The sequence below is a fragment of the Burkholderia sp. D-99 genome, assembly GCF_011605345.1.
Taxonomy (GTDB): domain Bacteria; phylum Pseudomonadota; class Gammaproteobacteria; order Burkholderiales; family Burkholderiaceae; genus Burkholderia.
Genome location: NZ_JAAOXM010000002.1, coordinates 437,681 through 459,703 on the forward strand (window position 1 = coordinate 437,681; position 22,023 = coordinate 459,703).

General features: G+C 65.5%; 24 protein-coding genes. 8 read left to right on the forward strand and 16 right to left on the reverse strand.

The window, feature by feature from the left end; genetic code table 11:
* Positions 1-37: 37 nt before the first annotated feature.
* From HAV18_RS09055 to HAV18_RS09075, 5 genes are all read right to left on the reverse strand, one after another.
* Complete coding sequence (locus HAV18_RS09055; protein WP_166954865.1) at positions 38-2,038, reverse strand: family 2A encapsulin nanocompartment cargo protein cysteine desulfurase; 2,001 nt, start codon at positions 2,036-2,038, stop codon at positions 38-40.
* The gene (locus tag HAV18_RS09060; RefSeq protein WP_006479760.1) at positions 2,013-2,945 is read right to left on the reverse strand and encodes a family 2A encapsulin nanocompartment shell protein; all 933 of its coding nucleotides are present in this window, start codon (positions 2,943-2,945) and stop codon (positions 2,013-2,015) included. Before HAV18_RS09060 ends, HAV18_RS09055 begins: the two co-directional genes overlap by 26 nt.
* Positions 2,946-3,083: 138 nt before the next feature.
* Complete coding sequence (locus HAV18_RS09065) at positions 3,084-3,305, reverse strand: helix-turn-helix domain-containing protein (protein WP_011356215.1); 222 nt, start codon at positions 3,303-3,305, stop codon at positions 3,084-3,086.
* Positions 3,306-3,313: 8 nt separating this feature from the next.
* Positions 3,314-4,252, reverse strand: coding sequence for a serine O-acetyltransferase EpsC (gene epsC, locus HAV18_RS09070; RefSeq protein WP_166954867.1), 939 nt, complete (start codon positions 4,250-4,252; stop codon positions 3,314-3,316).
* Positions 4,253-4,280: 28 nt separating this feature from the next.
* Positions 4,281-4,751: a rhodanese-like domain-containing protein gene (locus HAV18_RS09075; protein WP_166954869.1), complete on the reverse strand. Its 471-nt coding sequence runs from the start codon at positions 4,749-4,751 to the stop codon at positions 4,281-4,283.
* A gap of 697 nt (positions 4,752-5,448) precedes the next feature.
* Here HAV18_RS09075 and HAV18_RS09080 point away from each other — a divergent pair.
* A complete protein-coding gene (locus HAV18_RS09080) occupies positions 5,449-5,700 on the forward strand; it encodes a DUF4148 domain-containing protein (RefSeq protein WP_166954871.1) in 252 nt (83 codons plus the stop codon).
* Positions 5,701-5,786: 86 nt separating this feature from the next.
* Here the strand turns inward: HAV18_RS09080 and HAV18_RS09085 are convergent, their stop codons facing one another.
* Complete coding sequence (locus tag HAV18_RS09085; protein ID WP_166954873.1) at positions 5,787-6,680, reverse strand: LysR family transcriptional regulator; 894 nt, start codon at positions 6,678-6,680, stop codon at positions 5,787-5,789.
* Between the two features lie 106 nt (positions 6,681-6,786).
* Here HAV18_RS09085 and HAV18_RS09090 point away from each other — a divergent pair, with 106 nt between their 5' ends.
* The 3 genes from HAV18_RS09090 to HAV18_RS09100 are packed head-to-tail and all read left to right on the forward strand — an operon-like array spanning position 6,787 to position 8,722.
* Positions 6,787-7,911 (forward strand): TDT family transporter, encoded by a 1,125-nt coding sequence (locus tag HAV18_RS09090; protein WP_166956694.1) that lies wholly within the window; start codon positions 6,787-6,789, stop codon positions 7,909-7,911.
* A gap of 12 nt (positions 7,912-7,923) precedes the next feature.
* Complete coding sequence (locus tag HAV18_RS09095) at positions 7,924-8,100, forward strand: DUF5993 family protein (RefSeq protein WP_166954875.1); 177 nt, start codon at positions 7,924-7,926, stop codon at positions 8,098-8,100.
* Positions 8,101-8,113: 13 nt separating this feature from the next.
* A complete protein-coding gene (locus tag HAV18_RS09100; protein WP_166954877.1) occupies positions 8,114-8,722 on the forward strand; it encodes a disulfide bond formation protein B in 609 nt (202 codons plus the stop codon).
* 57 nt (positions 8,723-8,779) lie between these two features.
* On the opposite strand, the gene HAV18_RS09105 is transcribed toward HAV18_RS09100, so the two are convergent.
* From HAV18_RS09105 to HAV18_RS09120, 4 genes are all read right to left on the reverse strand, one after another.
* Positions 8,780-9,571, reverse strand: coding sequence for an alpha/beta fold hydrolase (locus tag HAV18_RS09105; RefSeq protein ID WP_166954879.1), 792 nt, complete (start codon positions 9,569-9,571; stop codon positions 8,780-8,782).
* 83 nt (positions 9,572-9,654) lie between these two features.
* Positions 9,655-9,981: a DUF4148 domain-containing protein gene (locus HAV18_RS09110; RefSeq protein ID WP_166954881.1), complete on the reverse strand. Its 327-nt coding sequence runs from the start codon at positions 9,979-9,981 to the stop codon at positions 9,655-9,657.
* Between the two features lie 313 nt (positions 9,982-10,294).
* Positions 10,295-10,849 carry a cytochrome P460 family protein gene (locus tag HAV18_RS09115; RefSeq protein ID WP_166954883.1) on the reverse strand — a complete coding sequence of 185 codons (555 nt, stop codon included), beginning with the start codon at positions 10,847-10,849 and terminating at the stop codon, positions 10,295-10,297.
* Entirely contained in the window at positions 10,849-11,892 is a 1,044-nt protein-coding gene (locus HAV18_RS09120; protein ID WP_166954885.1) for an alpha/beta fold hydrolase, read from the reverse strand. The genes HAV18_RS09115 and HAV18_RS09120 overlap by 1 nt, the downstream gene beginning before the upstream one ends.
* A gap of 349 nt (positions 11,893-12,241) precedes the next feature.
* On the opposite strand from HAV18_RS09120, the gene HAV18_RS09125 reads away from it, so the two are divergent.
* A complete protein-coding gene (locus HAV18_RS09125) occupies positions 12,242-12,637 on the forward strand; it encodes a hypothetical protein (protein ID WP_166954886.1) in 396 nt (131 codons plus the stop codon).
* A 196-nt stretch (positions 12,638-12,833) separates the two neighbouring features.
* Here the strand turns inward: HAV18_RS09125 and HAV18_RS09130 are convergent, their stop codons facing one another.
* The 5 genes from HAV18_RS09130 to fabI form a co-directional block, all read right to left on the reverse strand.
* The gene (locus HAV18_RS09130) at positions 12,834-13,088 is read right to left on the reverse strand and encodes an RNA-binding protein (RefSeq protein WP_166954888.1); all 255 of its coding nucleotides are present in this window, start codon (positions 13,086-13,088) and stop codon (positions 12,834-12,836) included.
* Positions 13,089-13,112: 24 nt separating this feature from the next.
* Positions 13,113-14,291 (reverse strand): acetate/propionate family kinase, encoded by a 1,179-nt coding sequence (locus HAV18_RS09135; protein ID WP_166954890.1) that lies wholly within the window; start codon positions 14,289-14,291, stop codon positions 13,113-13,115.
* 4 nt (positions 14,292-14,295) lie between these two features.
* Complete coding sequence (locus HAV18_RS09140) at positions 14,296-15,234, reverse strand: phosphate acetyltransferase (RefSeq protein WP_166954892.1); 939 nt, start codon at positions 15,232-15,234, stop codon at positions 14,296-14,298.
* A gap of 19 nt (positions 15,235-15,253) precedes the next feature.
* Positions 15,254-17,602: a DUF3141 domain-containing protein gene (locus HAV18_RS09145; RefSeq protein WP_166954894.1), complete on the reverse strand. Its 2,349-nt coding sequence runs from the start codon at positions 17,600-17,602 to the stop codon at positions 15,254-15,256.
* Positions 17,603-17,663: 61 nt separating this feature from the next.
* The gene (fabI, locus tag HAV18_RS09150; protein ID WP_407062421.1) at positions 17,664-18,473 is read right to left on the reverse strand and encodes an enoyl-ACP reductase FabI; all 810 of its coding nucleotides are present in this window, start codon (positions 18,471-18,473) and stop codon (positions 17,664-17,666) included.
* Positions 18,474-18,828: 355 nt separating this feature from the next.
* On the opposite strand from fabI, the gene HAV18_RS09155 reads away from it, so the two are divergent.
* From HAV18_RS09155 to HAV18_RS09165, 3 genes are all read left to right on the forward strand, one after another.
* A complete protein-coding gene (locus HAV18_RS09155) occupies positions 18,829-19,104 on the forward strand; it encodes a hypothetical protein (protein ID WP_166954896.1) in 276 nt (91 codons plus the stop codon).
* A 64-nt stretch (positions 19,105-19,168) separates the two neighbouring features.
* Positions 19,169-20,143 carry an alpha/beta fold hydrolase gene (locus HAV18_RS09160; RefSeq protein ID WP_166954898.1) on the forward strand — a complete coding sequence of 325 codons (975 nt, stop codon included), beginning with the start codon at positions 19,169-19,171 and terminating at the stop codon, positions 20,141-20,143.
* Positions 20,144-20,202: 59 nt separating this feature from the next.
* Positions 20,203-20,544 carry an NIPSNAP family protein gene (locus HAV18_RS09165; RefSeq protein ID WP_166954900.1) on the forward strand — a complete coding sequence of 114 codons (342 nt, stop codon included), beginning with the start codon at positions 20,203-20,205 and terminating at the stop codon, positions 20,542-20,544.
* Positions 20,545-20,627: 83 nt separating this feature from the next.
* On the opposite strand, the gene HAV18_RS09170 is transcribed toward HAV18_RS09165, so the two are convergent.
* Positions 20,628-21,905, reverse strand: a complete 1,278-nt coding sequence (locus tag HAV18_RS09170) for an epoxide hydrolase family protein (RefSeq protein WP_166954902.1) — start codon at positions 21,903-21,905, stop codon at positions 20,628-20,630.
* Positions 21,906-22,023 lie beyond the last annotated feature (118 nt).

Sequence of the window (22,023 nt, forward strand, 5' to 3'; positions counted from 1 at the left end):
TGCGGCGACCCGAAAAGGCCGCCGCAAGCATGCAACATCAACGACGCGTCGCCAGCCGCCGCACGACGCTCACCAGCGCATCGACCTCGTCGCACGTGTTGTAGAACGCGAGCGACGGCCGCACCGTTGCCTCGAGCCCGAAACGCCGCAGGATCGGCTGTGCGCAGTGATGCCCCGAGCGCACCGCGATGCCCTCTTCGTTCAGCGCCTGTCCGACCTCCTCGGTTTCATAGCCCTTCAGCACGAACGACAGCACGCTCGCCTTGTCGCGCGCCGTGCCGACCAGGCGCACGCCCGGCACCGGCGCGAGCACGCTCGTTGCATACGCGAGCAGGTCGTGCTCGTAGCGCGCGATGTTCTCGATGCCGACCCGGCTCACGTAGTCGAGCGCGGCGCCCAGCCCCACCGCATCCGCGATGTTGCCGGTGCCGGCCTCGAAGCGATTGGGCGGCGGCTGGAACACCGTGCGCTCGAACGTCACGTCCGCGATCATGTTGCCGCCGCCCTGCCAGGGCGGCATGTCGTCGAGGATCGCGCGCTTGCCGTACACGACGCCGATCCCGGTCGGCCCGTAGATCTTGTGCCCGGAGAACACGAAGAAATCCGCATCGAGCGCCTGCACGTCCACGCGCATGTGCGAAATCGACTGTGCGCCGTCGACGAGCGCCTTCGCGCCCGCGCGATGCGCAAGTTCGACGATCTCCTTCACCGGCACGACCGTGCCGAGCGCGTTCGACACCTGCGTGACGGACACGATCTTCGTGCGGTCGTTGAGCAGCTTCCGGTATTCGTCGAGCAGCACCTGCCCCGAATCGTCGACCGGAATCACGCGCAGCTTCGCGCCTTTCTGCGCGGCAAGCTGCTTCCACGGCACGATGTTCGCGTGATGCTCGAGGTTCGACACGATGATCTCGTCGCCTTCACCGACGTTCTGTACGCCCCACGACTTCGCGATCAGGTTGATCGCCTCGGTCGTGCCGCGCACGAACACGATCTCGTCCGGCGACGATGCGCCGATGAAGCGCTGCACCGTTTCCCGCGCATGCTCGTACGCATCCGTCGCGCGGCCGGCCAACGCATGTGCCGCGCGGTGAATGTTCGAGTTCTCGTGTGCGTAGAAGTAGGCGAGCCGGTCGATCACGGCCTGCGGCTTGTGCGTCGTCGCCGCGTTGTCGAACCACACGAGCTGCTTGCCGTTCACGCGCTCCTGCAGGATCGGGAAATCGCGGCGGATCGCGTTCACGTCGAACGGCGGGTGCGCACCGCGATGCAACTGGCCTTGCGGCTCGGCTGCGTGCGTATCGTCGATGAAGTAACGCGGCACGTCCGAGCCCGATGCACGCGACACCGGCACGTCGCGATGCACGGCGAGCAGTTCGCGCAGCGCATCGTCGCCCGGCAGCCCGAACGCTTCCGGCGACGCGAGGCCGTTCGACGGCACGACGATGTCCTGCGGCGTTGCCTGCCAGCCCTGCAGCGAACCGTCGGTGAAGTAGTACGGCGAAGCCTTCGCCGCACCTTCCGGCGCCGGCGCATCCACCTGCGGCACACCGAGCGCCGCGCCGCCGACGCGCGGTTCGAGCGCGGGTGCGATCGACACGGCGTTGTCGGGCAGCCCGTTCTGCGCGGCCGCATGCGGCGCAAGCGCCGGTGCGCGGTTGCCGAGCGACAGCACGTGGGTCGGCGCCGACGGCGCGAGGTTCACGCCGGGCACTTTCCCTTGCGGGAGCGCGAGACCGGGCACGCCGGTGCCCGCACCGCCCGGCCCCGCGAGCGGCGAGCCGCCCGGGACCGGATTGCTCACCGACGCCAGGATCGGCGCGGCGGCCGGCAAGGCCGACGGCACGCCGCCGACCGCACCGCTGCCTGCCGACAGCCCGGGCGCGGTGGCCTGCCCGGGCGGCGTCGCGAAGAACTCGGACGCGAGCCGTGCGAGCGTTGCCGGGTCGGGCAAGCCGGCCGGCAACGGCGCGTGCGGCAGCGCGTGCGCGTCGCCGCCGGCCAGGCCGGGATTAACGGTAGGTGTCGGGATAGTCATGGAACTTGGCGATTTCGACGTCATCGAGGACAGCCAGCGCATCCGGCGAATGGACCGCGAGCGAGCAATACAGCGAGATCAGGTACGACGCGATCGCCTGGTTGTTGATCCCCATGAAGCGCACCGACAGGCCCGGGCCCTGCTCGCCCGCGACGCCCGGCTGATAGAGGCCGACGACGCCCTGCCGCTTGTCGCCGACGCGCAGCAGCAGGATCTTGGTCTTGCCGTCCGCGACCGGCACCTTGTCCGACGGGATCAGCGGAATGCCGCGCCACGTGAGGAACTGCGAGCCGAACAGGCTGACCGTCGGCGGCGGCACGCCGCGCCGCGTGCATTCACGGCCGAACGCGGCGATCGCGAGCGGGTGCGTGAGGAAGAACGCGGGTTCCTTCCACACCTTGGTCAGCAGCTCGTCGAGATCGTCCGGCGTCGGCGCACCCGTCAGCGGGAAGATCCGCTGTTCGTCGGTCACGTTGGCGAGCAGCCCGTAGTCGGGGTTGTTGATCAGCTGGCTTTCCTGCAACTCCTTGATCGTCTCGATCGTCAGGCGCAGCTGTTCCTTGATCTGGTCGTGAGGACTGCTGTAAAGATCGGAGATCCGCGTATGCACATCGAGCACCGTACTCACCGCGTTCAGGAAATACTCGCGCGGTTGTTCCTCGTACGGCACGAAGGTCTGCGGCAGCACGCTTTCGTCCTCGAGCTGCGTGCACGCGGCACGCACGGCTTCCGGGTTCTTCACCTGATTCAGGCGATAGATACCGGCCTCGACCGGCACCCATTGCAGCAGATGGGTCAGCCAGCGCGGCGTGATCGTGGAAAGCTGGGGGACGGTCTTGGTAGCGTTCGCTAGTTGGCGGGCGGCGTGATCGCTCAGCGCGGCCGTGCCGCTTGCAACGGTCGACATGTGGGGCTCCGGGTTCTTAAGATGAAAAACGGGATTGCTTATGACGCTGGGTGATTATCGGAAGCACGCCCCTGCCGGCTCAACATGCTATAGCCGTCACGTCGCGTGCAACCGAAAGGGAAACGAAACCGGGCGGCCTCAGGTGACGTACGCGCCCGGCAGCAGCGTCGAGATCGACACGTCGAACGCGCGCGCGATCTTGTCGGCCGTGACGATCGACGCGATCGCCTCGCCGCGCTCGATCTCGCCGACATACGAACGGTTCAGCCCCGCGTGCTCGGCCAGTTGCTCCTGCGACCACGTGCGCGCTTCGCGCAGCTTGCGCACGTTGGCGCCGAAGTGATGGATGAGGTCGCTCATCGCGCCTCCTAGGCGACGCGCGCCGCCGCGCGCGGCGCGGCATTCGCTTCGCTGCGCAGCACCGCTTGCGTGATGTTCGCGCCGGCCGGCACGTCCTGCGTGAGCCACACATTGCCGCCGATCACCGCGCCGCGCCCGATCGTCACGCGGCCGAGGATCGTGGCGCCCGCATAGATCACCACGTCGTCCTCGACGATCGGATGGCGTGCGAGCCCTTTCTCCAGATGGCCGGCCGCGTCGCGCGGAAAGCGTTTCGCACCGAGCGTGACGGCCTGGTACACGCGCACGCGCTCGCCGATGATCGCCGTCTCGCCGATCACGACGCCGGTGCCGTGGTCGATGAAGAAGCCCGCGCCGATGCGCGCGCCCGGATGAATGTCGATGCCCGTCTCCGCGTGCGCCTGTTCAGCGATGATCCGCGCGAGCAGCGGCAGGCCGAGCCCGTACAGCTCGTGCGCGAGCCGGTGGTGAATCATCGCGAGGATGCCCGGATAGCACAGCAGCACCTCGTCGACGCTGCCGGCCGCCGGATCGCCGTGGAACGCGGCCAGCACGTCGCTGTCGAGCAGCCGGCGGATCTCGGGCAGGCGCGCGGCAAACGCCTGCACGGCCGTCGACGCAACCTCGTCGACATGATCGACCGGCCCGTCGGCATTGCGCTGCCGCGCCGCGTAGCGCAGCTCCAGCTTCACCTGCGCGAGCAGCGCGTTCAGTGCCGCGTCGAGCGCATGGGCCACGTGGAAGTTCTCGCTCTCCTGGCGCAGCTCGGGCGGCCCGAGCCGCATCGGAAACAGCACGCCCTTCAGCGCGCCGATGATCTGCGCGAGCGCTTCGCGCGCCGGCAGGTCGCGCCCGCCCGGTTCGAGCGAGCGCCGCTGCTTCTCGCGCCATGCGCGGCGCACCGTCTGCAGCGATTGAACGATGTCGTCGATGTCGAATGCGGCCATGCTGCTTTCTCCCTGTCTCGGCCGTGAATCAGTCCTGTGCCCACGGCAGGCCGCGAAAGCGCCAGCCGTTGCCGACGCCGCGATGCTGCCGTTCGTCGAGGTCGCCCTCGAACCCTTCGAGCACGTTGAATACCTGCGTGAAGCCACCCTTCGTCGCGGCCTCGGCCGCCTGCGCCGAGCGGTTGCCGCTACGGCACAACAGCAGCACGACGGCCGCCTTGCCCGTCTTCGCTTCCAGTTCGCGCACGAAGCGCGGATTGCGCGTCAGGCTCGTGCCGGTCGCCCAAGGCACGTGCAGCGATTCCGGCACGTGGCCAACGAATTTCCGTTCCTCGGCGGTGCGGACATCCACCAGCAGCGCATCGCCGGACGAAAACAGCGCCCACGCGGCTTCCGGCGCGACGCCGCCCGCATAGGGCGTGCCGGCCGCTGCAGCGGTTGCGCGCGCGTCTTCGAGCGCCTGTTGCGCAGCGGTTCGTTCTTCCAATGCAACCGTCATGACACTTCCTTGTTTTCGCTGATTCGTATGATCAAAGACACCGGGAATGCGGCCGTTGCAGCTTGGGTGCTGTCTATAGCCGTCAGCGCCACTATGCGAGTGCCTGCCGGGACGCAGAACCAATAAAAATTCATTTCCTAATCAGCACCGGATGAATTGCTATCGCGGTTGTGCGCTATCGGGTGGATTGGTGCAATTCGTCGCGCGACAGCCCGGCATGGAAACGATCGCGCGGGAGTCAGGAAGGGGGGCCGGGTACAACGAGGCGCGCGCCAGGTGCCGATACCCCGACGCGAAAGGCTGGAACAGGTGGAAGCCTGTCGACGCGCCGGACGGCCCGTCGCGATGGAAGCCCAAGCCGAACGCATGGCTCGCGTCGGCGTTCCTATATCAGGAACACATCGAACTCATACCAACGATATATTTTTCATCTACGAGTCCCGGCCCCAGGATATCGACCTTGCCCCGTCGGCACGATCGACGGGGTTCCAGACAGGCGAAGCGATCAACGCGTCAACGGTTCGATCTCCGCACCCGCGACGGATTCCGCACGGTTCACTCATCGCCTTATTTTACTGAGGATTCCGACATGAAATTACGGCACTCCGCCGGCGTTTCATTCGCGATGGTCGCTCCGCATGCGATCACGGCGCCCGCCTACATGGGCGTCCATTCCTTACGCTCTCAGGAGAAGAACATGAAATCGCTCATTGCTTTTGCGCTGGCTGCCGCCACGCTGACCAGTGCCACCGCGGGCTTCGCGCAAACGACCTCGACGCCCTTGACCCGTGCCGATGTGATTGCCGACCTGGTGCGCCTCGAGCAGGCAGGCTACCAGCCTGCGGCAGGCGACGATCCGCACTATCCGGACGACATCCAGGCGGCCGAAGCGCGGGTCGCGGCGCAGGCCGACGCGCAGCAGCACGGCACGGTCCAGGCCGGTCGTTGACACTGGGCGCAGACGCCACGCGCCTCAATACGCCGAGTCGGAACGCTACATGCGTAGCGACTCGACTCGGGCGCGGCGACAAACGGTCAACGTGCGCGCTTGAACGAGTCGGTGGCGAGCTCGCGAAACGCGCGCGCGCTCGGACTCAAACTCCCGCCCTTTCGCCAGATCATGGAGAGATTGCGCTCGATCTTGAGGTCCTTGACGGACAGTTGTACGAGCACGCCGGACGAGAGTTCTTCGCTCACGGTGCTTCGCGACACCCACGCGATCGCATTGCCGAGCCGCAGCAGCTGCTTGATCGCTTCGGCGCTGCCGACCGAGAGCTTCGGCGCCAACGTCAAACCCCGCTGCGCATAGGCTTGCTCGACGACCGTTCGCGTTCCCGAACCGGGTTCGCGCATGACCAGCTCCGCTTGTCCGATTGCATCGGCGGTGAGTTGACGTTTGCGGGCCAGCGGGTGAGTCGGCGCAGTGACCGCGATCAGTGCGTCCCGGCCGATGACGGCGGCATCGAATGCCGCGGTGTCGTAAGGCCCTTCGATCATGCCGATCTGGCATTCGCTTGCGAGGACGGCGTTCTCGATGTCCTCGCTGTTCGAAATCCTGAGATCGACCGTGATGCCCGGATAGCGCGTGCGGAATTCATTCAGCACGGCCGGTAGCAGATAGACGCCGATCGTCCTGCTCGAACCGATGCCCAGCTGACCTCTCGCGAGGCCGGCGAACTCCCCGACCGCCGCCTCCGCCAGATCGGCCAGCGAAAAAATCTGCGCGGCGTACTCCGCAAGGAGCCTGCCCGCTTCGGTGGGCCGCATGCCGCGCGGCATGCGGTCGAACAGCGTCGCGCCCAGCCGTTCCTCGAGCTCCCGAATCTCGCGTGTCAGCGCGGGCTGACTGACGTGCAGCCGTTCCGACGCCGCCGTGACACTGCCGGTTTCGACGACCGCGTAGAACGCGGCCAGGTGGGTGAAGTTCATCGACATATATAACGGTGATATAGGAAGTATCGAAACGATGTATTTTTATTATACAAAGCCGCTCCCTAGAATCCAGTCATACGGTTTCTCGACACGGGAGCATCCCATGAGCAAGATGAATTTGACGGCACACGCGCCGCGTGGCCTGTCCGGGAGCGTCAGGCAATTCACGCCGAACTGGTTTGCGGTGACGATGGGCAACGGCATCGTATCGCTGGTGCTCGTCGCCCTGCCCGTGCATTTCGGCGGGCAGCATGCGCTGGCGTCGGCGTTGTGGGCCATCGACATCGTGCTGTATCTCGCATTTTCGGCGATGTTGATCGGCCGCGCGGTCCGGTTTCCCGAAACGATCCGGCCGCTGCTGCACCACCCGGTCCAGTCGATGTTTCTCGGCGCGGTGCCGATGGGCCTCGTGCCGATCATCAACGGCATCGTCCTGTTCTCAGGCGGGCATGCCGAAGCCAATGCACTCGCGTACACGTTGTGGTGCGTCGATGCGCTGCTGTCGGTCGTCGTCGCGATCGGCGTGCCGTTCATGATGTTCACCGAGCAGGGACATGCGTTCGAGCGCGTGACCGCGGTCCTGCTGCTGCCGATCGTGGCACCGGAAGTGGCGGCGTCGGGCGCGGCCACCCTCGCGCCGCATTTCGTCGGCGCGCAGGCCCGTCTGCTGATCGGCGCGGGGTACGTGCTGTGGGCGATCTCGGTACCGCTCGCATTCGCAATCCTGACGATCGTGTTCTTCCGGCTCGTTATCCACAAGTTGCCGCACCGCGACCTCGGCGCATCGAGCTGGCTGACGCTCGGCCCGATCGGTACCGGCGCGCTCGGTCTGCTGACGCTCGGTCAGGCCGCGCCCGCTGCGTTCGCCGGGACACCGCTGGCCAGCGTGGCGATGCTGGCGCGGGACTTAGGCATTGCCGGCGCGCTCCTGCTCTGGAGCGCCGGTCTCTGGTGGCTGACCTGCGCGGTGCTCTTCACGATCCGCTATTGCCGCGAAGGACTGCCGTTCAATCTCGGCTGGTGGGGTTTCACGTTTCCGCTCGGTGTGTATACCGCCGCGTCGCTGAGCCTCTACCACGTGACCGGTTTTGGCGGATTCGCCGTATTCGGCACGGCGCTCGCGATGTTGCTCGGCGGATTGTGGGCCATCGTGATCGTGCGGACCTGCCGGGGAATGATGCGCGGCGGCCTGTTCCATGCACCTTGCCTGGCAACGATTTCAAATTAATCGAGGTAGATCATGTTCATCGGATTCATTCCATTCCTGTCCGCCACCGTGGCGCTCCTGCTGTCCCTGTTCGGGCGCAACAGGGCAGCCGGTGCGACCTGGTGGCTGACCACGCTGCTGGTTACGGCTTGGGCCATCCATCACGGATCGCATCACCTTCCGCAGTTCGCCACCTACGGCTCCTGGTAAGAGGTCAAAAAAAATGAAAGCCAATCGCCTGATCGATTTGTTGGCGCTGTACGGCGTCAATGCGGTGCTGCTCGTCGCGTTTTATTTCCAGCTGGCGCATGGTGAACTGCCGTGCTCGCTCTGCAATCTCCAGCGGATCGCGTTCATGCTGGTGGGCGCGGGACTGCTGTTGAACGTGTGGAACCGCGATCCTGCTCCCGCCAACTATGCGTTGAGCGCGGTCGGCGCCCTGGTCGGCAGCCTGATCGGGTTGATGCAGATGTTCCTGCACGTGTTGCCCGGCACGCCGCCGTATGGCGGTGCGATTCTGGGAATGCACATGTACACCGCGTCCTATCTCGCGCTGACCGCCAGCATCATCTATTGCGTGCTGATGCTCGCCTTCCAGGCGCGCCTGCAGGCGATCCAGATCGGTGCGGCGCGACCCGGCGAAGCAGAGCGGTCGCCGTTCGTCAGGCTCGCGGTCTGGCTGTTCGCGGCCCTGGTGATCGGGAACCTGGTATCCGTGTTCGTCGAAACGGGTTTCCACGCACTCTACAGCGATCCGCAGCACTATCATCTGCTGTACTGCGGCGATCCGGAAACCCTCGCCGGCCCGGGTTCGACAGGCTGTCGTCAATGACGATCGGGGCCGCGTCGGCGCGGCGGCATCGCCGCGCGCCGGCGGCGCCGCATTCACTTATTGCGTATCCTGCTTCGCGCGCTCCGCGGCCGCGATGATCGCATCGGCCACGGCCTTCGGCTGGCTCAGCATCGACACATGGCTGCCGTTCACGCGTGCAACCGTCGCGCCGATTCGCTTCGCCATCGTTTCCTGCAGCGTCGGATCGATCATCCGGTCCTGCGTCGCGACGACGAACGTCGACGGCTTCACATGCCACGCGGCTTGCGTGACCTTCTCCGAAATGCAACCGCCGTACCACGGCCCCTGAGTCGCCGCGACGATGCGCTGCTGCGCGGGCGGCAGGTCCGGCGCGAAATCCTGCGCGATCGCCTTGTCCGACAGCGTGGCGAAACCACCCGCGTCCTTGCGCAGCTCACCGGCCCATGCGGGTGCCGGCAGCCCCTGCGTGACGTCGGCGATCGACTGGCCGTTGTCGGGCGCGAACGCGGCGACGTACACGAGCGACTTCACCTTGTCGTCGTTGCCCGCATCGCTGATCACCACACCGGCCCACGAATGGCCGACCAGCACGACCGGCCCCTGCTGCGCGTCGATCGTGCGCTTCGTCGCGGCTGCATCGTCGGCGAGCGAGCTCAACGGATTCTGCACCGACACCACGTGCAACCCGCGCGCCTCGAGCAGCGGAATCACGCGGTTCCAGCTCGACCCGTCGGCGAATGCGCCGTGCACGAGCACGACGTTCGTGCCCTTCAGGTCATCCTTCGGCGCAGCCTGCACCGCGACCGCACCGAACAGCCCACCGATCACTGCGGCGGACACCAGAACGCGTTTCATCGAACCGGCCATCGTGTTGCTCCTTGCTCTGTTGTGTTGTTTGAAAGTGCTGCGGTAACGGCTGCGCCCGCACACGCGGCAGGCGCGGCACCGGATCACGAATGCGCGTACAGGTCGTCGTAAGCGTTCGGCGCGGCGTGCGCTTGCGCTGCACCGTGATGGGCGGCGGGCGTCGATGCGTCGGCCACGTTATCGTCTTGCGACTTCGACGGGCCGTTCTGGTCGGAACGCGCGACCTGCAGCGCGGCGGCAATGTCTTCCGGGTAATGCGGTTCGCTGCGTGCCGGGTTGTAGCCGGCCTGTTCCAGACGGACGAGTTCGGCGCGCACGTCGGCACGCGTGAGGCCGTGGCCGGTATCGGCAAACGACAAGGCGGGGATGGCGGCGAGGACGGCAACGGCGAGGATTCGAGCGGCTTTCATGAGGGTTCTCCTTGAAGGAAGCAGGTCGGCCGATCATTCGGCATCCGATCCAGATCGTCTGGCATCGAACGTGTCCTGCATGTCGACAGTAGAACCCGCGCACGTATCTGCGATGTTTCCAGAACCGGTGCTTTCTGCATGCCAGTTTTTCAGGAACGGCCGCGGATACAGTGCGATACAAACCCGGCTACCGCATCGTTCACAGCCCGGTCTGCCGACCTGCTCCCCGAAACCACACCCACCATGAAAAAAGGCGTGCCATGCGCGGCACGCCTTTTCAATCGAACACATCGAACACATCGAACCAGGTACGTTACGGCGCAAGCCGCGTGAACACATAGTCGTGATTCTTCACCCGCGCCTGATGGCACGCAAAGCACGTCTGATGCTGACCGATATCGGCCGGCACGCCGTTGATGAAACGCCCGAAGCCCCAGCCGCCCGTCGACGCATAGCGGCGCGAGTCCTTCACCATCACCTGCACGGTCGTCGCCTGGCCCGGCACCGTCGCCGTCGGCAGCTCGTCGGACTGCTTGCGCTTGTATGCGAGCTTCACCAGGATCGTGCCGTCCGGAAACGGCAGCGTCGCCTGTTCGAGCGCCCGGATCGCGACGGGATTGCCGAGCACCACGCGCAGCTCGTCGAGCGGCGCGGCCTCCTCGGCCGGCGCGACCATTTCCCACTTCCGGTAACCGGGCGGGATCGTCACGCCGTAGATCGGCGACGCAGCGGTAGCGGCGGTAGCGGCAGGCTTCGGCTGCTCCGCGAATGCGGCCGGGCCGCTCGCCGACAACGCGCCGGCCAGCAGCACGCCCGCGACGAACCCACGACACGCGCCGCGACGCACCCTACCCATGCGTGCCCGCATCACAGGTGCTCCACTTGCAGGATCGCGTCCGCGAACGCCTGCGGCGCTTCCTGCGGCAGGTTGTGGCCGATCCCTCCGGTGATCGTCCGTTGCTGGTACTTGCCCGTGAACTTCTTCGCGTACGCGGCCGGTTCCGGATGCGGTGCGCCGTTCGCGTCGCCCTCCATCGTGATCGTCGGCACGGAAATCGCCGGGCCGGCCGCAAGGCGTCGCTCGATGTCGTCGTATTGCGCCTCGCCCTTCGCGAGCCCGAGACGCCAGCGATAGTTGTGGATCACGACGGCCACGTGATCGGGGTTCTGGAACGACGCGGCCGTGCGCGCGTAGGTTTCGTCGGAGAATTGCCATTTCGGCGACGCGAGCTGCCAGATCAGCTTGTTGAACGCATCGCGGTTCGCCGCGTAGCCCAGCGCGCCGCGTTCGGTCGTGAAGTAGAACTGATACCACCACTGGAATTCGGCCTGCGGCGGCAGCGGCTTGCGGTTCGCCTCCTGGCTGCCGATCAGGTAACCGCTCACCGACACCAGCGCCTTCACGCGCTGCGGCCACAGCGCCGCAATGATGTCGGCCGTGCGCGCCCCCCAGTCGTAGCCGCCGAACACCGCACGGTCGATCTTCAGCGCATCCATCAGTGCGACGATGTCGACGGCGGTCACGGCCTGCTGGCCGTTGCGCACCGTGTCGGCCGAGCGGAACGTCGTCAATCCGTAGCCGCGCAGGTAAGGCACGATCACGCGATAACCGGCCGCGACGAGCAGCGGCGCGACTTCCGCATAGCTGTAGATGTCGTACGGCCAGCCGTGCAGCAGGAACACGACGGGGCCGCTCTTCGGCCCGAGGTCCGCATACCCGACGTTGAGCACACCCGCGTCGATCTGGTGGATCGTGCCCAGCGACGCGACGCCGGCCGTGCGCTTCGCAGGCGCTGCATCGGGCGCCGACTGCGCGTGCGCCAGGGCGCTGAATCCGAGGTCGGCGAGGCTCAGGCTCGCCAGCGTCGTACCCAGGATCAGGCGGCGGCGGGTGTTCACGGTTTCAGGCATGACTCGTTCTCCAGTGTCGATCGCCAAGGAAGGGGCCCGCGGCACGTGCGGGCAGACGGGTATCACCGTTCGCAGCGGCGGCGCATGGCACCGCGCCGCCGTGTGAATCGCTTCACCGGTTTTATACCCGAGCCCTCCGGAGGCTTTGTATCCCAACGTATCTGTGTGCGAACACGACACACGACGATTCAAAATTCGGGCGGGAAATGCGGGTTCGTAGCAGGCCGCGTGCCACGCGCCGACATGCCTCGGCGGTTGCGTGGCCCCGCACGGCCTCTCGCTTCGGCACTGAAACGCGGCGATACTACGCCGCTTGCCCAGACAACCCGCTCGATTGCAGGTGACCGACTTGACCGATGCCAACGAACAAAATGCTCCCGTACAACAGGCGGGCTCGAAGCGACCGCCGCTCTGGCTCGCGACCATCCTGACCGTGTTCGGACTTGCTGCGTTGTTGTTCGCGTGGTTCTCCGGATACTCCACCGCCTACTGCGATACCCTTGGCGGCGCCGTGGTCTGGGTCATGATGTTCACGGCGGTTTTCGTTTTTGCCGCCTTCAGGGACTACGGGAATGTCTTGCCGGTCGGACTGGTAGCCTGCATCGCGCTCGCCGCGGCCGTCCGGCGGTTTCAGCGCTTCAAGGTAACGTGGCGTCGGTTTCTGATTGCGCTGCTGTGTGTCTATGCCGCCATGGCACTTCTCACGTGGCTGAGGGGCGTACACGGTACATGCCGGATCATCTAGCGCTGACTTCGACGCGCAAGCGTCATGCAGGAATGCAGGAAGGCTGGAAGGCCGCGCATATCGTCGCGGCTGCACTACCTGACGCAGACCGGAAACAGCGTGGATGCGTGAAACCGCCGCGCCCCGCCAACGAACGCAGGCCGCACGACAGCCGGCCCGCATCCACCGCTCGAACCACGCAGTTGCACGAAGCCGTTCAGTCCTTCCGGTCCGGCAGGATATGCGCACGAATCGAGCGGCCCCGCCACGAGATGTGATCGATCCGTGCGCGCAGCGTGTAGAGCGCCACCGACGACAGCGTGTTGAACCTGAGCAGCGCGATGGGGTTGCCGATCCCGGCCGGCACGCGCTCGATCGCATCGAACAGCGGGAATCCATGCCGCGTCAGGAACGCACCGACCTCGTCGTCGCGTGCGTGTTCTTCGACATTGACCAGCAATAGTTCGGCCATGAGGGTTTCTTTCCTGTTCGTCCGTCACCGGATCAGCCGGTGCGTATGTTGCGCAATCATCAGTTCTTCGTTGGTCGGGATCACCCACGCCGGTACGCGGCTCGATACCGTCGTGAGCAGCGGCTCGCCCGTGCTGTTCGCATCGACATCGATCTCGACACCGAGCCACGCGGCACGGCGCATCACCCCTTCGCGTATCGCCGCCGCGTGCTCGCCGATCCCGGCCGTGAACACGACGGCGTCGATTCCCTCCATCGCGGCGGCAAGCGAACCGAGTTCGCGCGCGATGCGATCGATGTACAGCTCGATGGCGAAGCGCGCGTGCGGGTCGTCGCTCGCGAGCAGCGTGCGCATGTCGCTCGACAGGCCGGACACCCCGAGCAACCCGGAACGCCGATAGAGCAGATCCTCGACGGCGCGCACGTCCATCCCGAGTTCTTCCATCAGGAAGATCACGACACCCGGATCCAGGTTGCCGCAACGCGTGCCCATCGGCAGCCCGTCGAGCGCCGTGAACCCCATCGTGCTCGCGACGCTCTTGCCTGCCACCAGCGCACACATGCTCGCGCCGTTGCCGAGGTGGGCGACCACCGTGCGCCCGCGCGCCGCCTGCGGCGCGACGTCGGGCAGCACGCTCGCGATGTACTCGTACGAGAGCCCATGGAAGCCGTAGCGGCGCACGCCCCGGCTGGTGATCGACGCGGGCAGCGCGAACGCCTGCGTCACCGCGGGCTGCGTGCTGTGGAACGCCGTGTCGAAGCAGGCCACCTGCTCGATGCCGGGCTGCACCGTTTCGAGGATACGAATGGGCGTCAGGTTGTGCGGTTGATGCAACGGCGCGAGCGGGGTGAGTTTTTCCAGCTCGGCCACGATCTCCGGCGTGACGCGCACCGGGCCGCTGAAGCGCTCCCCGCCGTGCACGACGCGATGGCCCACCGCCGCGAGACGGTGCCCTTCCTGATGATCCTCCAGGAACGCGGCGATCTGCGCGAGCCCTTCCTGATGGCCGAACGTATCGCCGCCGGCCCATTGCCGCTCGTGCCGCTCCGCGTGATGGTCGACGGCGCTGAAGTGCGCCGTGGCCGTGTACAGGCCGTCGACCTGACCGTGCACGATCAGCCCGAGCGTGTCGCCCTGCACGTCGAATGCGGAAAACTTGATGCTCGACGAGCCGGCATTCAACACCAGAATCACGTCTGCCATGGCGTCACCCCGCGCGCGTGGCCGCTTCGCGCTGCACGTTCGCGACGAGCATCGCGACCGCGCAGGAAGCCAGCCGGGTGATCAACGAATCGGCGCGACTCGTCAGGATGACGGGCACGCGCGCGCCGAGCACGATCCCCGCCGCATCCGCGCCGGCCAGGAACGACAGGCTCTTGGCAAGCATGTTGCCCGCTTCGAGGTCCGGCACCATCAGCACGTTCGCATGCCCGGCCACCGGCGAATCGATCTGCTTGATGCGTGCGGCCTCGGGATCGATCGCGTTGTCGAGCGCAAGGGGGCCGTCGACGAGCGCGCCGGTAATCTGCCGCCGATCCACCATCTTGCACAGCGCGGCGGCTTCGAGCGTCGACGGCACTTTCGGGTTGACCGTCTCCATCGCCGAGAGGATCGCCACGCGGACCTGCGGAAACGCCAGCGCATGCGCCAGATCGATCGCGTTCTGCAGGATGTCGACCTTTTCCTCGAGCGTCGGCGCGATATTGATCGCCGCGTCGGTCACGATCAGCGGGTCGGCGTGCGCGGGCACGTCCATCACGAAGCAATGGCTGATACGCCGGCCCGTGCGCAACCCGGCATCGTGCCGCACCACTTCGGCCATGAGTTCGTCGGTGTGAAGGCTGCCCTTCATCAGCGCGGACGCCCGGCCGTCTCGGACGAGTCGCACCGCCGCCGCTGCCGACGCTTCGCTGTACGGAGCATCGACGATCTCATGATCGGCGATCGACAGCCCGAACTCCGCGGCGGTCGCTTCGATACGTGCACGCGGGCCGACCAGGATCGGTTCGATCAGCCCCTTGCGCGCCGCCTCCAGCGCGCCCTCGAGCGAGCTTCGATCGCACGGATGCGCGACGGCTGTCGGCATCGGCGCCAGCGTCTGGCAGTGTTCGATGAGGCGGTGATATTTCTCGTGTCGGGTTTCCATCGCGGTTCCTCGCTATCTGTCACTGCACACGATCGAGTGCCGCCATCGGCCCCGTGGCCAGCCGCATCGCGGGCGGCGCGCCCAATACCGCGCGAATGCGCTGCAGGGCCGCCCACTGTTGCTCGCTCACCGACGCACTTTGCACGCGCGCATCGCCCAGCAGCTTGTCCAGCAACGTCAGAAGCCGCTGGCGGTCCTCCGGCCGGGCAAGCAGCGTCGGCAGCGTGGCGACGGCCCGTTGCGGCTCGTAAGTCGCGATGATCTCCTGCTCGCCATAGATGCGCCGCCACTGGTCAGGCGGCAGGTCCGGCAGGTACTCGGCGTAGGTCTCGGCGAGTTCACGCTCGGTCGCAAGCTGCGCCAGCGGAAACGGTTCGCCGCTGCGCTCGAGCAGGAACGCTGCGCGCGCCACCGCTTCGGTGTAGCCGCCCCGGTCGATCGACGCGAGCGCCTCCTTCACGAACGGCAGGTCGCGCGGGTCCGTCGCCGCCGGCGAAGCAGCAGGACGGTCGTGATACTGCTCCGCGAGATGCAGCATGAAGGGCTGGGTATACATCGTGAAGAACAGCGACTCGATGCTTGCATCGCGCATCGCACGGAAGCAATCGAGCGACGCGCTGACGATATCCGAGCCGCGGCGTTCAAGCTTGCGCCACGGCTCGATATCGTCGGCCGGCTGGCGATGGGCCCTGATCGTGCTGGCGGCCGGCTTCAGCCAGCGAAGCCAGGGATTCAGGTCCGAAAACGCCCAGCGCTGGACGCGCAGCGGATGAAAGTCGCGCAACAGCTGCGCCGTGGTCTCGTTCGATGCCTGCTGCACGTACGGCTGCATGAACAGTTCATACGCGCGCTGCGTGAATTCGGACAGCTCGGCGACGGCCTCGAACGCATGTTCGTCCTTGCGCCCGAAGCGGTTGAAATGCTGCGCGATCTCTTCGAGACGGTGCTCGGTAAAGGCAACTTCATACGCGACCTTCCCGTCGGTACCCGTCACCTCCTCGATCGACATCGCATAGAGGCCGGGTGGCAGCGTTTCGACGGCATCGAGCACGCTGACGATCTGTGCGTGCTCCTTCTTCGCGACCTTGCCCGACACGAAGATGCCGAGATGCCCCACGTCCTCTTCCATCAACCCGATGATGACCTGCCCGCGCGACTTGATTTCTTCCGTGCTGCCGTAGATGTCCGCGATCCAGTTGAACGCCTGCTGCGGCGGCGTGATGTTGTCGCCCATCGACGCGAACAGGATGATCGGCGAGCGGATCTCGCGCAGGTCGAACGCCTTGCCCGATCCGTCTTTCACCTCGCCGGACCAGAGCTTGTTGCCGATGAACAGGTTGCGCGTGATCCATTCGATCTCTTCGCGGTTCATCAGGTAGTAGCCGCCCCACCAGCGCTCGAACTCGAGGAAGCGCGGCGGCTCGGTGTCGATGTGGTCGTACACTTGGTAATACTTGTCCCACAACGTGTTCGCCGGGTTCAGGTTCTCGAAGTTCTGCACGAGATAGGCGCCGTCGAACTTGCCGTTGCCCAGATCCGACGAGAACGACGCGAGCCAGGTGCCACCGAGCAGGCCGCCGGCATAGCGCATCGGATTGTCGCCGGGCCCCTCGCTCCACGCGCCGCTCCAGTACGACATCGGGGCGCCGTTGATGACGATCGGGCCCGTATCGTCCGCCGACGAGCTCGCGAGCATCATCGCGGCCCAGCCGCCCTGGCAGTTGCCGACGACGGCCGGCTTGAGGCTGTCCGGATGCAGTTCGCGCACTTTCCGGACGAATACCTGTTCCGCGGCACACACGTCGAGCAACGTCTGGCCGGGCTCGGGCTCCTGGAAGAACACGACGAAATACACCGGGTGCCCCGCGCGCAACGCCACGCCGACTTGCGAATCGTCCTTGAAGCCGCCGATACCGGGGCCGTGTCCCGCGCGCGGATCGATGATCAGGTATGGCCGCTTGGCGGCATCGACGATCACGCCATCCGGCGGCTGGATGTGAACGAGCGCGTAATTGACGGGCCGTGCGAACTGCCTGCCGTCGAGCACGACGTCGTAGTCGAAATGCAGCACCGGCTTGAGCCCCTCGGCCATGCGCTCGACATATTGCGTGCCGCGCTCGCGCAGCGTGTCCCAGAACAGCAGCGAGCGCTGTGCGGCGTCGACCGCGTAATGCCATGCGCTCAGCGGCGAGAATGGCATGGCAAAGGGGGCGGCGGCCGGGTCGTGGCCGGGGCTGTCGCTGCCGTCGAGTGCTTCTCCCAACCGTTTCCCGTACTGTTCCAGCGCGTGCTGCGTGCGCTTTTGCAGGACGTGGACAATCTCCGTGGCGATCTCATGACTGCGCGCCAGTTGCGTGGCAGCATCCATAACACTGTTCTCCAGAGGGGCAAGGTCAATCTCGACGCATTCCGGGTGCGGCCGCCTCGTGTCAGCCGAGCACGTGCATCCCCGCGTCGATGTAATGAATTCCGCCGGTCATCGCGCGCGCGGCATCGCTGGCGAGAAAGGTGCACAGCGCGCCGACGTCGTCGATGTCGAGCGGCCGGCGCAACGGCGCACGGCGGGCGGTGTCGTCAAGCAGGTGATCGAAATTCGGCAGCCCGGATGCCGCCCGCGTGGGCAATGCGCCGGGCGAAACCGCATGTACGCGAATGCCGGCCGGCCCCAGTTCGACAGCGAGGTATCGAACGGTGGCCTCCAGCGCCGCCTTGACCGGGCCCATCACGCCGTACTCCGCGATGACCTGGTCGGCGCCGATATAGGTCATCGCCATCAGGCTTCCGCCGGATGTCATCAACGGCTCGGCAAGTTTCGCCATCCTGATGAACGAGTGGCAGGAGGTATCCATCGCGAGCGCGAACCCTTCCGGCGAACTGTCGACGACCCGCCCGTGCAGATCGGCCCTGGGTGCATAGGCAACGGCATGCAACAGAAAATCGAGGCCGCCCCACTGCTCGCCGATCGCGTCGAACACTTCGCGCATCTGGTCGGTGCGGCTCACGTCGAGCGGCATCGCGATCGTCGGCTTCAGCTGTTCCAGCAGCGGCTCGACGTACGGCAACGCCCGGTCGGATTGCCAGGTCACGGCCAGCTCGGCACCCGCTGCGTGAAAGGCTCGCGCACATCCCCAGGCGATGCTCTGTTCGTTCGCCAATCCGACGACGATGCCTCTTTGGCCTTCAAGCGGACGCATGCCATTGCCGGGCATGCGTGACTCGCGCACGTCGTCATTCGTCATCGCGAAACCTCGGGTCGTATTTTTTCGCTGGGCGAAACTGTGAAAAGGCCGATTTACTTTTTTGCCGCGAGCCAATCAACAGAATGATCAGGTCGCACTAATGTGCAGTTGCGGATCATTGTATTGAGGGTTTCCCTACGTCATGGCATTCGTTCGATATATTTTTGATTTTTATCAAAATCACTTTGCAATCAGATAATTACGATGTAATGTTTCTTCCAGGATGGATTTTCTTCATCGAAATGTCATTCAATCGTGAACGGAAGTGCCGTGCTGTTTCCGCTGTAAAACGATCAATTGACGGACGACGCCGGCAGCAGATAACGAAACCGTGCCGAATTCACGCAGTTGCACGATGGCCATTGAAGTCATCGCTGAGCACCGCGACGTCGTACCCCTCGAACTGCACGCCGGTGTCGAACGCGACCAGGCGCGCATCAGCAGACCCTCGTCGATAACAATTTCACCGATCCACGACGCAAAACACCTGCTTTTAACGCCAATTACCCACCAACACTCGCCAATCAACGGCTTCATTATTCTCCGGCCCATGTTCCTGATATGCTCGCCCGGGACGAGCCGCCCCGCTCGTTTTCGCACGAGCGGCGCCGTCATTTCACGATCATCGTGAAAACGCGCGACACGCATACGATCGCCCGCTTCTCCACGCAAAAAACGTAAAACGGAGCCCCGATATGAGCACATCGACCGATTGCCGTTACGAAGCATCGTCATTCCCGTCGGATGTGGACGGCGCGAGGATCTTTCTGCGGAAATGGATACCGACGGCGAGCGAGGGCCCGCGAGCGGCCGTGCAGATCACGCACGGAGTCTGCGAACATGGCGGCCGCTACGACGGGCTCGCCCGCTATCTGGCCGCGCAAAACTACGTCGTGTTCGCGCTCGACCTGCGCGGACACGGCCACACCGCCGGCGTCACGGCGCTCGGGCAAGCCGGGCTCACCGCGTGGTCCGACATGACGAGCGATATTGCGCAGCTGTCCCGCTTGATCCGCACGCAGTATCCCGGCCTGCCGTTGATTGCGTTCGGTCACAGCATGGGCTCCGCGCTCACGCAATCGCACATCCAGAACCACGGCGACCTTCTCACGGGCGCGGTGCTGTGCGGCACGATGGGCGCGTTGCCCGGCGTCGACGGCGAGATGCTGGAAAAGCTCAGGGCCGTGGCCCATTCCGCCGAAGGCAACCAGCCCGCGACACTGTTCGGCGCGGTGCTGCACGCATTCAACGCGCCGTTCGTGCATCACGGGCAACCGTCGACGGGCTGCGAATGGATGACGGCAGACCCGGTCGAGATACAGCGCTTTCTCGACGACGAACTCTGCGGCAAGCCATTTTCCAACAGCATGTTGTACTCGGTGCTCGAAGGCTTCCACAGCCTGTGGGTTCCCGAACACGAATCGCGCATTCCGGTGGACCTGCCGATTCTGGTGATCGCCGGGACCCGCGACCCGGTCGGCGAAAACACGCTTTCGATCCAGTCGCTGATTACCCGATACATGCGCCACGGGCACCTGGCGCTGGCCTACCGGTTCTATCCCGGCGACCGGCACGAGATATTGAACGATCATGACCGGGACCTCGTTCACGAGGATATCGATGCATGGCTCGACGGCGTGCTGCGCCGGCATCGGCACGAGTCGGCGTGAATCAGGCGTGAATCAGGATCGGTGCGTCCGATCGATGAGGAGCGCGAAGGAGACGCCACATGAACCGGTTGCTGGAAATTCGCACCTACCGCCTGAAGCCGGGAACGTTGCACGCATTTCATCAGGCCATGCACCAGCTTGCCGTTCCCATGATCCGTGCGCACGGAATGGACGTCGTGTATTACGGCCCTTCCGATCACGAAGAAGAGAGCTACTGTCTGGTGCGGGCCTATGCCGATCGCGAGTCGCTGGAGACGGAACAGGCGGCGTTCTACCACTCGACGGAGTGGCGTGAAGGTCCACGCCAGGGGCTCGTCGTGCACATCGAGACGTACCTCAACACGTTGCTGTGGATGACCGACGACGCCGTCGAAAGCCTGCGCACGCTCAATCCGTCGTAACGGTCGGCCGCACGTGACGGCATGACGGCGAACACGACCCGCATCACCACCGGCCCGCGTTCGCCATTCCCCCGCTTACCCGCTTACCCGCGCCGCAACGGCCTGAACCCCGCCCGCACTTCACGCGCAAACAACTCCGGCTCTTCCCATGCCGCGAAGTGCCCGCCCTTGTCGACTTCGTTGAAGTAGATCAGGTTGTGATAACTGCGCTCGGCCCAACTGCGCGGCGCTTGATAGATCTCCCCCGGAAACACCGTGATCGCGGCCGGCAACGCGATATCCACCGCGTTGAAGTTGTTCGAGTGATCCTCCCAGTAGATCTGCGCAGCGGACGTCGCGGTGTTCGTCAGCCAGTACAGCGAGATGTCGTCGAGAATCTCGTCGCGCGGAATCGAGCGTTCGGGCACGCCGCCGCTGTAGGTCCATTGCGAGATCTTGTCGACCATCCATGCAGCCTGCCCCGACGGCGAATCGGCCAGCGCATAGCCGACCGTCTGCGGGCGCGTGACCATCATCGCCGAGTAGCCGCAGTTGTCGCGATAGAAGGTCGCGAGCTTCTCGTACGCGGCCTTCTCCTTCGGCGACAGCGACGCCGGCGCGGGCGCGTCGGTCGCGAGCAGCGTCGCGATATCCGGCGGCACCGTTGCCGGCATGTTCACGTGAATCCCGGCCAGGCCCTGCACGCGCTGCATCGCCATCCGGTGCGAGATCACCGAGCCGCAGTCGCCGCCCTGCGACACGAAGCGCGTATAACCGAGGCGCGCCATCAGTTCGCCCCACGCGCGCGCGATGTGGTCGGAACCCCAGCCGGTCTGCGTCGGCCGGCCCGAAAAGCCGAAGCCCGGCAACGACGGCACGACGACATGGAACGCATCGTCGGCGCTCGCGCCGTGCGCGGTCGGGTCGGTCAGCGGGCCGATCGCCTTCAGCAGCTCGAAGATCGAACCGGGCCAGCCGTGCGTCATGATCATCGGCATCGCGTTCTCGTGCCGCGAGCGCACGTGGATGAAATGAATGTCGAGCCCGTCGATTTCCGTGATGAACATCGGGAAGCCGTTCAGGCGCGCCTCGCCCTTGCGCCAGTCGTAATCGGTGCCCCAGTAGCGCAGCAGCGTCTGCATGCGCGCCAGCCGCACACCCTGCGATTCGTCGGCGACGGTCTCGCGACCCGGCCAGCGTGTGGCCGCGATACGGCGGCGCAGGTCGGCGACGGCTTCATCGGGAATGTGCGCGGTGAACGGGCGTATGCCGCTCGCGCCGGTCGCGGCATGCAGCGCCGTGGGCAGCATCGCCGAGACCCCGGCGGCCACGGACGTGGCAAGCAGGTGGCGACGCATCGGGGAAAACGGTGTGGAAGACATCGTTCGGCATCTCCTTTCGTGAAGTGGAAAGTGAACATGCCGCGCGCGGGGCCGCGCCTTCGCTTTCAATCCGGCGCGCCCGGCTCACGCGGCGTCGCCCATTTGAAAGGTCTGATGT

What these genes read in the sequence shown, in the direction of transcription:
- HAV18_RS09115 (WP_166954883.1), bottom strand. Translation starts at nt 10,849, where the DNA reads ATGCGGGCACGCATGGGTAGGGTGCGTCGCGGCGCGTGTCGTGGGTTC.
- HAV18_RS09095 (WP_166954875.1), top strand. Translation starts at nt 7,924, where the DNA reads ATGTTCATCGGATTCATTCCATTCCTGTCCGCCACCGTGGCGCTCCTG.
- HAV18_RS09090 (WP_166956694.1), top strand. Translation starts at nt 6,787, where the DNA reads ATGAGCAAGATGAATTTGACGGCACACGCGCCGCGTGGCCTGTCCGGG.
- HAV18_RS09165 (WP_166954900.1), top strand. Translation starts at nt 20,203, where the DNA reads ATGAACCGGTTGCTGGAAATTCGCACCTACCGCCTGAAGCCGGGAACG.
- HAV18_RS09135 (WP_166954890.1), bottom strand. Translation starts at nt 14,291, where the DNA reads ATGGCAGACGTGATTCTGGTGTTGAATGCCGGCTCGTCGAGCATCAAG.
- HAV18_RS09060 (WP_006479760.1), bottom strand. Translation starts at nt 2,945, where the DNA reads ATGTCGACCGTTGCAAGCGGCACGGCCGCGCTGAGCGATCACGCCGCC.
- HAV18_RS09140 (WP_166954892.1), bottom strand. Translation starts at nt 15,234, where the DNA reads ATGGAAACCCGACACGAGAAATATCACCGCCTCATCGAACACTGCCAG.
- HAV18_RS09160 (WP_166954898.1), top strand. Translation starts at nt 19,169, where the DNA reads ATGAGCACATCGACCGATTGCCGTTACGAAGCATCGTCATTCCCGTCG.
- HAV18_RS09155 (WP_166954896.1), top strand. Translation starts at nt 18,829, where the DNA reads ATGGCCATTGAAGTCATCGCTGAGCACCGCGACGTCGTACCCCTCGAA.
- HAV18_RS09080 (WP_166954871.1), top strand. Translation starts at nt 5,449, where the DNA reads ATGAAATCGCTCATTGCTTTTGCGCTGGCTGCCGCCACGCTGACCAGT.
- HAV18_RS09110 (WP_166954881.1), bottom strand. Translation starts at nt 9,981, where the DNA reads ATGAAAGCCGCTCGAATCCTCGCCGTTGCCGTCCTCGCCGCCATCCCC.
- HAV18_RS09105 (WP_166954879.1), bottom strand. Translation starts at nt 9,571, where the DNA reads ATGGCCGGTTCGATGAAACGCGTTCTGGTGTCCGCCGCAGTGATCGGT.
- HAV18_RS09130 (WP_166954888.1), bottom strand. Translation starts at nt 13,088, where the DNA reads ATGGCCGAACTATTGCTGGTCAATGTCGAAGAACACGCACGCGACGAC.
- HAV18_RS09100 (WP_166954877.1), top strand. Translation starts at nt 8,114, where the DNA reads ATGAAAGCCAATCGCCTGATCGATTTGTTGGCGCTGTACGGCGTCAAT.
- fabI (WP_407062421.1), bottom strand. Translation starts at nt 18,473, where the DNA reads ATGACGAATGACGACGTGCGCGAGTCACGCATGCCCGGCAATGGCATG.
- HAV18_RS09065 (WP_011356215.1), bottom strand. Translation starts at nt 3,305, where the DNA reads ATGAGCGACCTCATCCATCACTTCGGCGCCAACGTGCGCAAGCTGCGC.
- epsC (WP_166954867.1), bottom strand. Translation starts at nt 4,252, where the DNA reads ATGGCCGCATTCGACATCGACGACATCGTTCAATCGCTGCAGACGGTG.
- HAV18_RS09120 (WP_166954885.1), bottom strand. Translation starts at nt 11,892, where the DNA reads ATGCCTGAAACCGTGAACACCCGCCGCCGCCTGATCCTGGGTACGACG.
- HAV18_RS09055 (WP_166954865.1), bottom strand. Translation starts at nt 2,038, where the DNA reads ATGACTATCCCGACACCTACCGTTAATCCCGGCCTGGCCGGCGGCGAC.
- HAV18_RS09145 (WP_166954894.1), bottom strand. Translation starts at nt 17,602, where the DNA reads ATGGATGCTGCCACGCAACTGGCGCGCAGTCATGAGATCGCCACGGAG.
- HAV18_RS09170 (WP_166954902.1), bottom strand. Translation starts at nt 21,905, where the DNA reads ATGTCTTCCACACCGTTTTCCCCGATGCGTCGCCACCTGCTTGCCACG.
- HAV18_RS09085 (WP_166954873.1), bottom strand. Translation starts at nt 6,680, where the DNA reads ATGAACTTCACCCACCTGGCCGCGTTCTACGCGGTCGTCGAAACCGGC.
- HAV18_RS09075 (WP_166954869.1), bottom strand. Translation starts at nt 4,751, where the DNA reads ATGACGGTTGCATTGGAAGAACGAACCGCTGCGCAACAGGCGCTCGAA.